General features: G+C 56.2%; 12 protein-coding genes. 5 read left to right on the top strand and 7 right to left on the bottom strand.

Annotated elements, in window-relative coordinates:
• Positions 1-41: 41 nt before the first annotated feature.
• Positions 42-1,034, bottom strand: a complete 993-nt coding sequence (locus JYE49_RS11605; protein ID WP_093957330.1) for a hypothetical protein — start codon at positions 1,032-1,034, stop codon at positions 42-44.
• 139 nt (positions 1,035-1,173) lie between these two features.
• Between JYE49_RS11605 and JYE49_RS11610 the strand changes: the two genes are divergently transcribed.
• The gene (locus tag JYE49_RS11610) at positions 1,174-2,340 is read left to right on the top strand and encodes a radical SAM protein (protein ID WP_093957329.1); all 1,167 of its coding nucleotides are present in this window, start codon (positions 1,174-1,176) and stop codon (positions 2,338-2,340) included.
• Here JYE49_RS11610 and JYE49_RS11615 read toward each other — a convergent pair.
• The 3 genes from JYE49_RS11615 to smc are packed head-to-tail and all read right to left on the bottom strand — an operon-like array spanning position 2,313 to position 8,541.
• On the bottom strand, positions 2,313-3,575 hold the full coding sequence (locus JYE49_RS11615) for a diaminopimelate decarboxylase (protein WP_093957328.1): 1,263 nt from the start codon (positions 3,573-3,575) through the stop codon (positions 2,313-2,315). The two genes, JYE49_RS11610 and JYE49_RS11615, sit on opposite strands and share 28 nt — an antisense overlap.
• Before the next feature lie 13 nt (positions 3,576-3,588).
• The gene (locus JYE49_RS11620; RefSeq protein ID WP_093957327.1) at positions 3,589-4,923 is read right to left on the bottom strand and encodes a hypothetical protein; all 1,335 of its coding nucleotides are present in this window, start codon (positions 4,921-4,923) and stop codon (positions 3,589-3,591) included.
• A gap of 48 nt (positions 4,924-4,971) precedes the next feature.
• Positions 4,972-8,541: a chromosome segregation protein SMC gene (smc, locus tag JYE49_RS11625; RefSeq protein WP_093957326.1), complete on the bottom strand. Its 3,570-nt coding sequence runs from the start codon at positions 8,539-8,541 to the stop codon at positions 4,972-4,974.
• 353 nt (positions 8,542-8,894) lie between these two features.
• On the opposite strand from smc, the gene JYE49_RS11630 reads away from it, so the two are divergent.
• The 3 genes from JYE49_RS11630 to JYE49_RS11640 all read left to right on the top strand — a co-directional run bounded on the left by JYE49_RS11630 (position 8,895) and on the right by JYE49_RS11640 (position 11,019).
• Positions 8,895-10,280, top strand: coding sequence for an MATE family efflux transporter (locus JYE49_RS11630; protein ID WP_093957325.1), 1,386 nt, complete (start codon positions 8,895-8,897; stop codon positions 10,278-10,280).
• 93 nt (positions 10,281-10,373) lie between these two features.
• Positions 10,374-10,589, top strand: coding sequence for a helix-turn-helix transcriptional regulator (locus JYE49_RS11635; RefSeq protein WP_093957324.1), 216 nt, complete (start codon positions 10,374-10,376; stop codon positions 10,587-10,589).
• A complete protein-coding gene (locus tag JYE49_RS11640; RefSeq protein ID WP_093957323.1) occupies positions 10,576-11,019 on the top strand; it encodes a hypothetical protein in 444 nt (147 codons plus the stop codon). The genes JYE49_RS11635 and JYE49_RS11640 overlap by 14 nt, the downstream gene beginning before the upstream one ends.
• A 21-nt stretch (positions 11,020-11,040) precedes the next feature.
• Here the strand turns inward: JYE49_RS11640 and JYE49_RS11645 are convergent, their stop codons facing one another.
• Both JYE49_RS11645 and JYE49_RS11650 read right to left on the bottom strand, forming a co-directional pair.
• Positions 11,041-12,153: a GGDEF domain-containing protein gene (locus JYE49_RS11645; RefSeq protein ID WP_093957322.1), complete on the bottom strand. Its 1,113-nt coding sequence runs from the start codon at positions 12,151-12,153 to the stop codon at positions 11,041-11,043.
• A gap of 155 nt (positions 12,154-12,308) precedes the next feature.
• On the bottom strand, positions 12,309-12,623 hold the full coding sequence (locus tag JYE49_RS11650) for a hypothetical protein (RefSeq protein WP_093957321.1): 315 nt from the start codon (positions 12,621-12,623) through the stop codon (positions 12,309-12,311).
• Positions 12,624-13,474: 851 nt separating this feature from the next.
• Here JYE49_RS11650 and JYE49_RS11655 point away from each other — a divergent pair.
• On the top strand, positions 13,475-13,924 hold the full coding sequence (locus JYE49_RS11655; RefSeq protein ID WP_093957319.1) for a hypothetical protein: 450 nt from the start codon (positions 13,475-13,477) through the stop codon (positions 13,922-13,924).
• A 17-nt stretch (positions 13,925-13,941) separates the two neighbouring features.
• Here the strand turns inward: JYE49_RS11655 and JYE49_RS11660 are convergent, their stop codons facing one another.
• The gene (locus JYE49_RS11660; RefSeq protein ID WP_093957318.1) at positions 13,942-14,889 is read right to left on the bottom strand and encodes an AEC family transporter; all 948 of its coding nucleotides are present in this window, start codon (positions 14,887-14,889) and stop codon (positions 13,942-13,944) included.
• Position 14,890: the final 1 nt, after the last annotated feature.

Raw genomic sequence — 14,890 nt, forward strand, 5'->3', positions numbered from 1 at the left:
CAGGCTGACAATATAATTATGAATTGTGAATTATGAATTGATCATTCGTTTATGATCGTCACATACTTGCTGAGGATCATCCCGTGCCAGCCGCAGATATCCACTTCAGCCCATTCATCAATGATATCAAAGACGGTAATGGGCGTTCCCAGCTTATATTCCCCCAGATCGCGGCGTCCCCTGTCCCGGGATCGGGCATGGACACTGTCATTGCCTTTGGTCTTTCCTTTAACGGAAATCACCCCGGCCTCGAAATCCGTATGGTCATTGCAGAAGAACTCAAGCGAGGCCGTCTGCACATATCCCCGCAGGCCGTCACAGTCCACCAGGGTCCAGTTCTTCCCCGTGCCGATCACGCGGAGCACGGTATCCGTACGGATCTGCTGGATCTTCGGATTCTTCATGTTGCTGCTTGCATCTTTCCGCAGCCAGGCATAACCAAGTTTCGGCGCGCTGACCGCCGCAAGCACCTTGTCTTCAGGCGCAGTCGTTTCCCACTTCAGGTCAACGGTATTCACCAGTTTGCTTTCGCCGTTCACCACGATCATGGAGCGGCCGATACCCATGTATTTTACCTGTACGGAATGAACTTCCCCCGTGGCAGGATCCGTCCAAACCGTCGGTGTTTCCATTCCGTTTTTGGCAGCCACGCTGTCCAGCAGCGCATTCCACTCTTCTCCTGTAAGCGGAGCACGCGTAGCTTCCGGATCCGTGCTCTGGATCTGCCCGGATTCCACTTCCATGCCGCCGTCCGCATTTTTCACCGGATCCTTATCTGTGGTAACAACGGTTTTGCTGCCGTCCGGATTATCCACGGTGCTGGAGCCGGGATTGTCTTCCTTTACGCCGCCGGGCGTAATCTCATGCACCTTACCGGTTGGATCTGTATAGGTTCCTTTATTGTAATCCCAGATGCCGCCGTCCTCATCCGTTTCAACCCCGGAAGCCAGGGCGGCAGCACAAACACACAGGAAGAAACAAACGCAGAGCGTCAGCAAAAACAGCTTCCCCCGGGTCTGATTCCTCCGTTTCATCCCTACGTGTTCTCCCTTCAGTTTCCGGCCTTCCGGCCTGTATGCCGGACTGATTCAAACAGGTTAATGATACCGGAATATGCCGATTTTGTCAATAAAAACGCAATGATTCTGTAACATCTGAAAGGACAGAAAGCCCATGAAAATTTCCAAAAAAGACGCTCTGACCTGGTTCCGGTTTTTCGCGGAACTCCCCGGTGACGAACCCCTCGGCTGCCGTCAGCAGGAGATCTCCCTGGCCGCATTCAGCCAGATTGAAACCGCTGTGGAAAAACGCCGGAAAGAAGCCCTGGCCGCCATCCCCGGCCTGAAAGCCATCATGCCGGGAACAGCAGGCGTTCAGCCGTGGACACCCGACCTTCCCGCCTGCACCCTGTTTGTCGGGCCGGAGGAGAGCTTCCCCGCCGGCTGCCGCAGCTGCCTGCTGGGAACAGGGCTTTCCGCGGTGCGCAAAACCAACCGCTGCAACCTTGCCTGTCCCTTCTGCTATGACTACGGCATGCTGGATGAGATCGAGCCCATCGGCGAAGGGCTGTGGGAAATCGGCGGCGGACGGTACCAGGAAGAGGATCTGCCTCTGCTGTTTGCCCTGCAGGGAAAACCTACAGGCATCGCCTACGTCTACCTGGAGCCCTTCATGGAAATTGAAAAGTACTACGGCATTATCCGCCGCTTCCGCGAAGCAGGCGTACACCAGCATATGTACACCAACGGTGTCAACGCAAATGAGGAAAACCTGAAAGCCCTGGGCGAAGCCGGACTGGATGAGCTGCGCTTCAACCTGGGTGCCAGCGGCGCCGCGGACAAGGTCATCGACGCCATGGCCATCGCAAAGAAATACATTCCCCGGGTAGGCATCGAGACGCCCATGACAAGGGAATTCTTCAAGGCCCTGAACAGTAAAAAAGAGAAGATCCTCGCAACGGGAATCGACTTTATGAACTGTGCGGAACTGCATCTGAACGACAACAACCTGCCCAACTACTTCGGGGAGCCGATGTACTTCTGCCGGATGGGCTACCTGAGTCCCATCATCAGCCGAGATCTGACCCTGCAGGTCATGAAAACCGCAGCGGAAGAAAAGTGGCCCATCACCGTGCACGACTGCAGCAATAAAACAAAAATCGCCCGCGACCTGAACCTGGCAGCCCGGGAGGGCGGCTGGTTCGGCCGGAGCGTTTACGGACGTGAAATTGAATGCATCCCCTACGAGGCATTCCTGCCGACGCTGGAGGATGAAAGCCTTCCCTTCGTGGAAGAGGAAGAGCTGCCCCGGGGTTACCGCCCGGGAGAAATCGTACTGTAAGCCGGATCCACATCCAGGGTGGCAAAGTAATCCGCCGCGGTTTCGGCCCGGCGGATCAGCCGGTAATCCCCGTCCGCAGTATACAGCACTTCGGCCCCGCGCAGGCGGCCGTTGTAGTTATAGCCCATGGCGGAGCCGTGGGCACCGGTATCATGAATCAGGAGCAGGTCTCCTATCTTAATCTCCGGAAGCTTCCGTTCCCAGGCAAACTTATCATTGTTCTCACAAAGACTGCCGGTAATATCGTAAACGTGGTCCGCGGGAAGATCCCGCTTGCCGCAGACGGTCACATGATGATACGCGCCGTACATTGCCGGACGCATCAGGTTGACCGCGCAGGCGTCCACGCCGATATAATCCCGGTAGATCTTTTTTTCATGCACCGCATGAGTCACCAGCCAGCCGCAGGGACCGGTCATCCAGCGGCCCAGTTCCGTCTTGATGGCGACGCCGCCTTCGGGGAAAAGTTTTTCATAAACCTTCCGGACGCCTTCACCCACCTGTTCGATATCCGGTTCCTGATCCTCCGGCTTGTAAGGAATGCTGATACCGCCGGACAGATCCACAAAGGCGAACTTCATGCCGAGCTCCGCCGCCAGGTCACGGCCCAGGGTCATGAGCAGCTCCGCCAGTCCCGGATAGTAGGCAGGGTCAATGGTATTGGACGCCAGGAAAGCGTGCAGGCCGAAGGAAGTGACCCCTTCCTTTTTCAGCACGGTCAGGGCTTCCTTCAGCTGGGGCAGGGTCATGCCGTATTTCGCTTCACCCGGATTTCCCATGATCGTATTGCCGATGGAGAACTGTCCGCCGGGATTGTAGCGCAGGCAGACGCAGGACGGGAAGCCGCCGTTGGTCCGCAGCAGTTCAACGTCTGAAAGGTCATCCAGGTTAATAAAAGCGTCGAGTGCCCGGGCCTGGGCAAATTCTTCCGGCGGCATGGCGTTGGCGGACAGGATGATCTCTTCGCCGGAAAAACCGCAGGCCTTGGCCAGCGTCAGTTCCGTAGCGGAAGAGCAGTCCAGGCCGCAGCCTTCTTCTTTCAGGATCCGCAGTACCGTGGGATTCGGAAGCGCCTTGACGGCAAAGTATTCCCTGAAATCCTTACACCAGGCAAAGGCTGCCTTCAGCCGGCGCGCCCGGAGGCGGATTCCCTGCTCATCATACAGATGGAAGGGTGTGGGAAACTTTTCCGCGGCGCGGAAAAAAACCTCATCGTCCAGAGAAAAATTAGGCATGGGAAAGACCCCCTCACTTGAGTTCAAATTCAAACGTGTCGGCCAGATAACCGTTCACGTAGTAAGCAACACGATAGATTCCTTCAGGATAGTTCTTCTGTTCCAGCCCTTCTGTCAGTCCGATTTCCTTCAGAGACAGATACCAGGTATCCTCCGCCATGCACTCCTTCAGGTAGGACCATCCGGTATTATGGCTGTAGCAGACGCCGTCCGGAGCTGTCAGCGTGATCACCAGCGTCTGATTCGTCACGTCTTCCGTGACTTCATAGGCTGAGGAAGAATAGAAATAAGCCCGGCCGCTGCGCAGCAGCTCCTCCGTCACCTCTGTGACCGGAACAGGCGCTTCATTCTCCTGCAGGCCGCCTTCCGGCGCTTCCGCAATGGCAGTTACCAGCGGATGGAAACCATATTCTGTCAGGGGCTTCGCTGCCGGCACGCTGAAAGTCGCATAGGTTTCAGGAAACTCCTCAGGCGCTCCTGCCGAAGCAACAAAGCCTGCAAAATAGAACCTGCCCGGCGTCAGGAGCAGCGACAGGGAATTTTGCCCCGGATTTACCAGATTATACCGAAAGAAGTCATTGCCCGTATCCACCACAACCAGGTACAGGCTTTCCCCTTCCGCCGTTTCCGGAAGTTTCATATCTTCCGTCCAGTCAAAAGTCACCTGGTTTTGCTGAATCGTCACATCCATCCCGGCGGGCATATCCTGCCAGTCCGGCAGGTTCTTCAGAAGGGAAGAAACCCGGTACCAGGTATAAATAATCTCCTCCGGTGTCACAGCCAGCACCTGATTGTCGCCTTCAGCCCATTCCGCCACAACGATTCCCGCCAGCTGGCCGTCCGTTGTCAGCACAGGGCTTCCCAGCGCGGCAGGGCCCGTCAGGGAAAGCACCTCAAAGCGGCGCTCCCGCATGATCTCCTGTGCGTACTGCACTCCCCGGTTCACCCGGGATCCGAAGGCGTCCCCGCTCCGGACAACGCAGTCTTCAACATCCGCGCTGGTTCCAAGCTTCAGGAGCGTCCAGGGTTCACAGCGCTCGGGCGTTTCCGTCGAATCATAGAAGACCATGGCCAGCAGACCGTCGTCATCCTGCAGGACGGCCTGCACTTCCCAGAAGTTCTTCCCGTCCGAAACCGCCAGATGCTCCGTGTTTTCCGGAAGCACGGCCGGCGACGTCATGACGGTGCCTTCATTCACGGGAACCACCGAGGCCACCCAGGTCATACTTTCGCCGCCGTAATCCCACAGATCAAACAGATCTGTTTTCCCGGCGTCTTCCGCGCCGGCACAGGCGCACAGAACAGCCATCAATATCAGTACCAGCAGAGCGGTCAGACTCTTTTTCATGTGCGCCTCCTTCATTTCATGATCTGCATCAGCCTTGTCAACGAATGCTTATGCTTCCCGGTAATCCTGCAGGGAAACGGAAACCATTCTGCTGACTCCCTGCTCTTCCATGGCCACACCATACAGGCCGTTTGCCCGTTCCATGGTTCCCTTCCGGTGGGTAATGACCACAAACTGGGTGGAAGCGGAATACTCCGCCAGGTAATCAGCGAAATAGCCGATATTCGCGTCGTCCAGCGCGGCCTCGATTTCGTCGAGGATACAGAAGGGCGTCGGTTTCAGCTTCAGGGTGGCAAACAGGATTGCGATAGCTGTCAGGGTCCGCTCGCCGCCGGAAAGCAGCGACAGCAGCTGCAGCTTTTTGCCCGGAGGCTGGGCATTGATTTCAATGCCGCAGTTCAGGGGATCCGAGGGATCCATCAGGATCAGCTCGGCATGGCCGCCGCCGAAAAGACGGACAAAGGTTTCCGAGAAATAGCCCTGCAGCAGCGTGAACTGCTCCACAAAGGTTTCCTTCATACCGGCCAGCAGGCGGGCAATCAGGTCCTTCAAATCCTGTTCCGCCTTCTCCAGGTCCTCCCGCTGCGCGATGATTTCATCCGCACGGGCTTTGGTATCCGCGTATTCCTCCACCGCCCGGACGTTGACCGGGCCGAGAGCGCGGATTTCCGCGGACAGCTGGGCCGCTTCGCGGTCCGCCTCGGTCAGGCTGAAGCCTTCGGTGATCCGGAACTCTTCCGCTCCGGCATAGGTGATTTCATATGTGTTCCAGATCCGGTCACGCAGCGCCTTCAGGTCGCCTTCCGTACGGGCACGGCTGAGTTCCAGCCGGTGCGCCCGGTCCGTATCCCGCTGGCGGGACTGATGCAGGCCTTCTATATCTGAAAGGATTTCCTTCAGCATCTCCTGTTTTCCGGCCCGGTCCTCTTCCAGTGCATGGGAGATCCGCTCCCGGCGCGCCTGCTCCAGACGGCCCTGCTCCAGTTCCTTTTCCGCTGCGGCCGCGGCTTCCAGATCTCCGGCTTCCGCCGCTTCCATTTCCGCCAGCTGTTTCCGGCGGCGTTCCTGCTCCGCGGTCATCCGCTTCCGGTCCTGCTCATAACGGGCACGATCCCGCTGCAGGGTTTCCAGCTCGTGCCTCAGGTCATTCGTTTCCAGGGTCAGGCGCAGGGTTTCCTCCGCCCGCTCCTCTGTCTTTTTCCGGGCTTCTGTCAGCGCCTGCTGCAGCTGTGCCGCCTGCGCTTCCATCTCATCACGGGTCTTGTCCGTCTGCTCCGTGCTGTCCGCGGCCATGGACAGCTGCTCCCGGATCTGCATCATGGACTCCATGAGCTGCTCCCGGGCTGCCTCGGATTCATGAAGCCGCATGGCATGGGTGGACGCTTCCGCTTCCGCGTTCTGCACGCGCTCGGTTTCCCGGGCAACGGCGATTTCCTGCTGGTGCAGTTCTTCCAGCGCGTCAGCGGAACGGGATTTGAGCTCATCCTTCCGCTTCTGGCCGTCCTGCATCTGCTTCAGCAGTGCCTCAAGCTCATCCTGTCCGGCAGAAAGCTTCCCTGTCAGTTCCTTCAGTTCCCGTTCCCGGGTGAAGAGGTTTACATTGTTGGAAGAAACGGAACCGCCGGTCATGGAACCGCCGGAGTGCATAACGTCTCCCTTGAGTGTCACCAGCCGGAAGGCATGTCCGCCCCTGCGCATGATGGGAATACCGGAAGCAAGATCCTCCGCGACCACCGTACGGCCCAGGAGGTTCTCCACAATCCCGCGGTAATCCTCGTCACAGGATACCAGGTCGGAAGCCACGCCCAGGCACCCGGGCATGGACAGGACTTCCTGCTCCTGCGGGGTCAGCAGCCGCGGCCTGACCGTCGTCATGGGCAGGAAGGTGGCCCGGCCCATTTTTCTTTCACGCAGGAATTCGATGAGTTCCTTGGCGGTTTCCTCATCCTCGGTAACGATATGCTGCTGGGTGTTGCCGAGCACCATATCCATGGCAGTTTCATATTTTTCCGGGACGGAAATCAGCTGGCTGATGGGACCCCGGATCCGGTTGTCCTCCCGGTCCCGCGCCCGGTGCATCACGCGGCGCACGGCATGGGAATAACCTTCCATCTCCCGGGAAAGATCCTCCAGGATCTTCTGGCGAGCTTCCATTTCCCGCATCTCCGCCAGCTTTGTATCATAAGCCGCCCGGGCGCTGATCACTTCCGCGTCCGCGGTTTCCAGTCCGGTGCGGGCTTCCTGCAGGGAAGCGGACAGACGATCCTGCTCCGCGGTTTCCTTTTCCAGGCGCCCGTGGGCATCTGTCACAGCAGCGGCGAGATCCGTTTCCTCTTTCCGCATCTCCTCACAGGAAACTGTGATTTCCTGCAGGCGGGTCTCCATGGCGTTGAGCATCGTAGTCAGACGGGTCTGATCGCTCAGGGCCGCGGCACGGCGGTTCACCGCCTCCAGCATCTCATTCTTATGTTCTTCCAGGATTTTCTCTTTTTCAGCTTCCTCCGCCCGGGCCTGCTCCTCCGCCGCCTTTGCGGCTTCCAGTCGGGCAGTCAGCTTCTCCAGCGAGGCGCTGCGGGTTTCGCTGCCGCCGGAGGATTCGGACGCCATGGCGTCCAGCTCCGCGATCCGCTCCTCCGCGTCCTTCAGTTCCTCCCCGATGCGCTGACGGTCCTCCTGGCGGCGGTTCCGGCGCTCCTCCACTTCACGGGAGGCGTTCTCCGCCCGGTGAACCGTTTCCATGCCCTCCATCAGGGCGTTATGGGCGGACGCGATCTTTTCATCCAGGTCCTGGATCTCCGCCTGGCGGATATCCCGTTCCTCCGTCCTGGCTTTCAGGTTCTCCTCGTTCTGCGTCAGAACAGCCTGCATGTTCTGCAGGTCATGATCCGACTCCCGGAGTTTCGCTTCCATCTTATCCGAGCGGACCAGGAACAGGTTCAGGTCCAGCACCTTCAGCCGGGCGGACAGGTCCAGGTAAACCCGGGCGTTCTTCGCGTCCTCTTCCAGCGGGCCGAGGCGGTGCTTCAGTTCATCCAGCAGGTCATCCACCCGGGAAATGTTTTCCTGGGTACGGGCCAGCTTCTTGTCCGCCTCTTCCTTGCGGGCACGGAACTTGACGATACCGGCGGCCTCCTCAAAGACCTGGCGGCGGTCCTCTCCCTTGCGGGACAGGATTTCATCAATGCGGCCCTGGCCGATAATGGAATAGCCCTCCTTGCCGATACCGGTATCGCGGAACAGATCCACGACATCCTTCAGGCGGCAGGAAGAGCGGTTCAGGAAATATTCGCTTTCCCCGCTGCGGTAAACCCGGCGGGTCACCTGAATCTCCGCATAGTCCAGGGGAAGGCTTTTATCTTCATTGTCAAAGACAAGGGAAACTTCACAGTAACTGAGGGGCTTTCTGCGCTGTGTGCCGCCGAAAATCACGTCCTGCATGCTGGCGCCGCGCAGGATTTTCGCGCTTTGCTCACCGAGCACCCAGCGCACTGCGTCGCCTATATTGCTTTTTCCGGATCCGTTGGGTCCCACGATCGCGGTGATGCCTTCCTTGAAGACAATCTCAGTCCGCTCCGGAAAGGACTTGAATCCGTAGAGCTCCAGCTTCTTTAAGCGCATGATTTCCTCCGGCCCGGCAGGATCCTCCCCGCCGTTTACAATAACGGTTTATTATACCATGAACGGCACAGCGGTACAAACGGACGACAGGAAAAATACAGGCTTTCAGCCTGTATTTTTCCTGTCAATTCATAATTCACAATTCATAATTCACAATTCATAATTCATAATAACGGATACCCATACCAGCAGTATGAATAAATGTATACAGAAAAATGTACTAATAGATGATTGACCTTCATATGCCGCTCATGTACAATATCCCGTAATCCCGCTCAGGGATATTATCTTTTCCGGCACCCTCCCGGGAAGATAAAGGTTCATATAATTATGAATTATGAATTGAGGTATTTATGTTTTCTCGTTTTATCGGCAACAAGGCCTTCTATAAAAGCGTCGTCACCCTGCTGATTCCCATCGTGATCCAGCAGTTTATCACTTCCTTTGTGTCCCTGCTGGACAACATCATGGTCGGAAGCCTCGGCACGGAAGCCATTTCCGCCGCATCCATCGCGAACCAGGTGATGCTGGTGTTCATCCTGGCCGTGTTCGGCGGCATGAGCGGCGCCGGCATCTACGGCGCCCAGTTCTTCGGCAAGGGCGACACGGACGGTATGCGCTATACTTTCCGGTGCAAGATGTACTTCGGCGTGCTGATCAGCGCCGCGGCCATCCTGGTCTACCTGTTTTTCGGGGAAAGCTTTATTGCTGCCTTCCTGAAAGGTGAAAGCAACGGCGGCGACCTGGCCCTGACGCAGCGCGGCGGCTGCGACTACCTGAACATCATGCTGTGGGGGCTGCCGCCCTTCGCGCTGGTACAGGTCTATGCCGGTACGTTGCGGGAAGCCGGCGAAACCCGGGCGCCGATGTTTGCCGGAATCTGTGCCATCCTGACCAACCTGTTCGGCAACTGGGTCCTGATCTTCGGTCATCTGGGCGTTCCCGCCATGGGTGTACAGGGCGCTGCCATCGCGACGGTCGTCTCCCGGTATGTGGAACTGCTGATCGTAGCCAGTCACGCCCACAGGCATACAGATAAATATCCTTTCTTTGCGGGCGCTTACAAGAGCCTGTATGTGCCGGGTTCCCTGGCCATGAAGATCCTTCGCACGGCAACGCCCCTGCTGATCAACGAGATTCTCTGGTCCCTGGGTATGACCTTTATCACCCAGTTCTACTCCTCCCGCGGACTGAACGCCGTGGCAGCGCTGAACATCAACGGCACCGCCTGGAACCTGTTCAGCGTCATCATGATGGGCATGGGAAGCGCCGTAGCCATCATGGTGGGACAGCGCCTGGGCGCGGGCAAGATGGAAGAGGCCCGGGACGTGGACCGGAAGCTGATCTTCCTGACCGAAGTGATTCACGTCATCATCGGCGTGAGCATGGTTCTCGCCGCCCCGCTGGTACCCCGGCTCTACAACGTCAGTGAGGAAGTACGGGACCTGACCCGGCAGCTGCTGATGATCGCCGGCTGCGCCCTGCCGATTCATTCCTTCGCGCATGTGACCTATTTCACCATTCGTTCCGGCGGACGGACGGTCATTACCTTCCTGTTTGACGCCGTCTACACCTGGGTGATTGCAGTGCCCCTGGCCTTCTGCCTGACCCGGTTTACGGAACTGACCATCACGCAGGTTTACTTCTGCGTACAGTTTGTGGATATCCTGAAGGTCATGATCGGCCTGATTATGCTTAAATCCGACTTCTGGGCCCGGAACGTGGTCAACGAAGAATAAAAAAATGTAAAGGAAGCTTGACATACCCGAAAGGGTATGTTATGCTTTGTTATGTAAAGGAACCTTTACATCACACGAAAGGAGTGAAAGCTGTTGGACAACCGGGTTGAACAATTCCGCAAGGAACGGGGACTGAGCCAGGAGGATTTTGCCCGCGCGATCCGCGTATCCCGGCAGACCGTCAGTTCCATTGAGACAGGGCGGTATAACCCTTCCCTGGATCTGGCCTTTGACATAGCCGACTTTTTCGGAAAGCCTATTGAGGAAATCTTTATACGGGATGGAGGGAACAACCATGAAAAAAAGTGAACTGATTACAGGAATTATCCTGACGCTGGCGGGAGCCGCCGCACTCGCGGCCGCGTTCCTGACGGAAACTTCTTTTGACGGAATCTTCTGGGGCATTGCCGGAGCGGGTCTGTGCCTGGGCATCGGCAAGGTGATCAGCTGGTTCCACTGGTCTTCTCCTGCACAGGCAGATAAACTGAAAGAGCTGCAGGAGAACAAGGAAATCGCGCAGCATGACGAACTGAACCGGATGATGATGGACAAGGCCGGCCGCATCGGCTACATCATCGGCCTGCTGCTCATCGTCTGCACCATGCTCATTCTTACAGTGCTATATGCCGCCGGGGTAACCGAAAAGCATACCTTCACAATCCTTATCCTGGCCGGGCTGCTGGTTCTCCAGATCATTGCCGGATTTGCGGCCTTCGCCCATATCCGGAAGAAATACTGACATAAACGGAAGAGGAGCGGATCACTGATCCGCTCCTTTTGCTGTATCTTCCGGTTCCCTGATTCTCCTGTCCCGGCCGTTTTGCCGGTAGTATTCCGCCTTATCCGCGTACATCCATTCATCCGACCTGCGGAGCATATCCGAGACCGTATCCTCCCGGCCGCTGCGCATGGAATATCCTACGGAAACAGAATATCCCCGCTCTTTGATCAGGTTCTTCAGGCCGTACATGGTATCGCGCACCACCGTTTCATCCTGGCGGATATACAGCAGCACAAATTCATCCCCGCCGATCCGGTACGCCATGATTCTCCGGCCGGCAATTTCCTCCATACTTTTGCCGATGGCCTTCAGCGCTTCGTCTCCCGCCTCGTGGCCTTTGGTATCGTTCAGCTCCTTCAGCCCGTTCATATCCACAGAGGCCACCGCAGAAACCAGCGGAGCGTACCGCTCGGATTCCTCATAAAACGCAAGACGGTTCCGCAGCCGCGTCAGCGGATCCCGGTTCGTATCATAGAACCAGATGAACATATACAGGAATATGCTGCTGATCATGATCGCTGCGTTGACGTGGTCCGTATCCATTTCCCAGTCCAGCAGTGCCGCCACCAGGCAGGCAATCGCGCAGATATAAAGCACATACCGGTCCCGCGGCCGGACCTCATACCTGAACCGCGCCCAGGTAGTCAGCACAGCAAAAACAATATAGAAGAAGCAGATGCTGAACACAGTCAGACCCAGCGGTCCCCTGACAAACCGGTTCTGCTCCGTAATCTCAAAGGAAATCGGAGAGAAGAAGGCCGAGCAGTATATCAGTGCGTTCAGGATAAACGGAATCCACAGATAGAAAGGCCGTTTTTCCTTCGGATAAACAATCTGGGCAATGCTCATCGCCGCTGCCGGACGCATTACATAGCCAATCACCGAGAATACAAGTCGAAGAACATATCTGTCCTGTTCCTGCTGAGCCCAAACGTCCAGGGAATCCGCCGCGACCAGGACAATGGCACTGAAGACCGTCAGCCAGAAATAGCGCAGGTTGGTATCCCCTGCGCGCCTCTGGCTGCGAAGCTTCATGGCAAACCCCACGATCAGGAAGATCGTGATGAAATGCCTGTTCAGTATATACGTCACAGTCCGGCATGATCCTTTCTGGGCATATTCACCGGTACCCGGTGCGTAAAATCCCGGTTATCTGCAAATATTGTAGCACAGAGCAGACAGCCCGCAAAAGAGTAAAACCGTTTCTGCCTGTACAAAAACGGTTTTTGCCCTTTCCATCCCTTCACTCAGCGGGAGGGAACAGGGGTGCCGAAGGGAAAGGCCCGCTCAGGTTCCGGGCCGGTTTCGACAGGGCAGATTTCAAGCTCCGCCCCGCGGATCAGTTCTTCTTTGATCAGCATACGGACAACCTTTTCCCAGTCCTTTTCCCGAACCATAACCGTCCATCTTTTATCTTCCGCGGGCGTGTGGAAGATGTTTACGAAAAAGATGTCCGAGAAAGGCATCTTAAAGGGGATATGTTCATCCTTCAGTATTTCACGGACCTGAAGCACATCTTCAGTCTTCCATTCAGGGCCGATATTTTTCCAACAATGCATCATAATCAATTACCTCTTTTCTTTCATGCCCGCTGCAATGCGGGCCCAATTATCTGTTTTTTGGGTAGACGAAACACACCGTCTGATGTGCCGGATTCCGTCCAGCTTCGTTGACTCAGGCTGTTATCCCTGCCGGTATGGCAGCTTGTATCATTTAAGACAGGCTATCGTTCTGATCCTTCAGGTTTTACTCTCCCTGGGTTCGGTCAATAACCGTCCCGAAATGTCTCACAGCTTTATTATTCCTCAACAGCAGCCAGATCCGTCTTGCTGTAATAATCCTCATAATCAATCCAATCCTTTCCTGATATACGTCGTGAAAATTCCTGGTTTCACCCGGGTCGTTCCCGGTTTCCGGAAGAATGCGGAGTATAAAAAGGCCGCTTACCCATTCGGATAAGCGGCCGTATAAACTGAGCAGAGCCTGGAATTATACTCCGGAGCTCTTCAGCCTGGCGGACACAGATCCGATGGATATGAACTTAGTCTCACGCTTAGTCAGCAGGTTCTTAATCATCCTTGCATTCCTCATTGGAAGAGCTCCTTTCTTTAAGAATTGCGTAGACTATACAACGGTTCGAAAGGCGTGTCAAGGGGGTTTTGACTATTTTGTCTATTTTTTGTTCTTTTCTGCGTACATTTTACACCGCTGTTACATCTTTTTCGATCCGAACGTTGTGCAGCCTTGTATACAGAGGTCAGGAAATAACTCCGGACTCGTTCAAAGCGCTTTCCCGGTAACGAATTTGTACGGATTATTAACAAAAAAGTAATAACATAATCCACAATATATGGTATAATATCGCCCAGAAAACCACAAACGAAATGGGGAAGCAGCTTTGGCAGTTCGTCGTATGAACAGCATACAGGGATATGCCCTTCCACAGCAGGAAGGCATGTTTTCTGTCCCCGGCCGGCAGCAGCTTTCTCCCCCTTATTCTTCCAGGCAGGTACAGGACTGGACCAGAGGACTGAACGCAGGTTCCCGGAATCGGGGCGTCGTCACGGAAACCGTCCACGCCCTGCCCGTTTTTTCTTCCCGCGGCATCCGGTGGGACGTGCTGCTGATTACGCTGGCACTGGTTATGATCCTGTTCTTCGGGGTGTTGTTCTCTGACCTGCAGGCGCTGAACGCCGGCGGACAGCGGATCGGCCAGCTTTCTGAAGGCATTGCCTCCCTGGAAGACAACAACGCCCTGCTGCAGGTACAGCTGGAAACCTCCCTGCTGAACGTCGCCCGCAGCGCCACCGTGAGCACCCTGACCCTTCCCGGAAGCGGGACGCTTACCGGGAGCGCACGGTAAACTTCGTTTTTCATTTTTCACAGAAGCAGTCCCAGCCGGGACAGCGTAAAGATAAAGACAAAGATGGTCGCGAGGGATGCCACGGTACTGACAAAGACCAGCTGCCCTGCCAGCTGTCCGTCCCCGCCCATATTCTGGGCCATGGGATAGGAGGAAGTGGCGACAGGAGTACCGAAGATCATCAGGATCAGGAACAGCTCCACGCCCCGCAGGCCGATCAGATAAGCAAAAGCCACCATTACAACCGGCAGGAGGATCAGCCGGATGACCAGCACAGCGCTGATTGTCCGGCTGTTCTTTTTCAATTCATCAAACTTCAGGTTCGCGCCAAGCACCACCAGGGCAATGGTCGTTGCCGCCCCCGCCAGCGAGGACACGGGCGTGGCAATGAAGGAAGGCAGCCGGATCTGCAGCAGGTAAAAGAGCAGTCCGACAACGCAGCCCTGCAGAAGCGGGTTTTTCACAATGCCCAGCAGGAGCGCACCGGGCCGGATCTTTCCGCCCTCCCGGAACAGTTCCAGCACGATGACCGCCGCGATATTGAAGATGGAAACCATGATCATGATCATCATGCCGCAGACAGAGGATTTCTCCGCGCCGAAAACATAGGTGGTCAGCGGGATGCCGTAGATGATGAAATTGCTGCGGAAGATACCCTGGATCACCACACCCCGGCGGGGATTCTCCTTCACAATCCGGGGAACGATCATGACCAGCAGGACAACCAGAAGGATAACAGAAAGCGAGCCCGTGAGCATCAGCTTGACAGAGGGCATGTTCTCCGGTTTCGCACTGTAAACATTATTGAACATCAGGAAGGGAAAAAAGAGCCGGTAATTCAGCGCGTTCAGCCGGTCCATGAACGGCCGGTCCGTCAACTTCAGCCGGACTGCCGCGAAGCCGATCCCCAGCAGAATGAGGAACGGTCCTACCGCGTTGAAGGCAACCATAAAGCTTTCCAGCATT

Source organism: Aristaeella hokkaidonensis, from assembly GCF_018128945.1.
In the GTDB taxonomy this organism is placed as follows: Bacteria; Bacillota; Clostridia; order Christensenellales; family Aristaeellaceae; genus Aristaeella; species Aristaeella hokkaidonensis.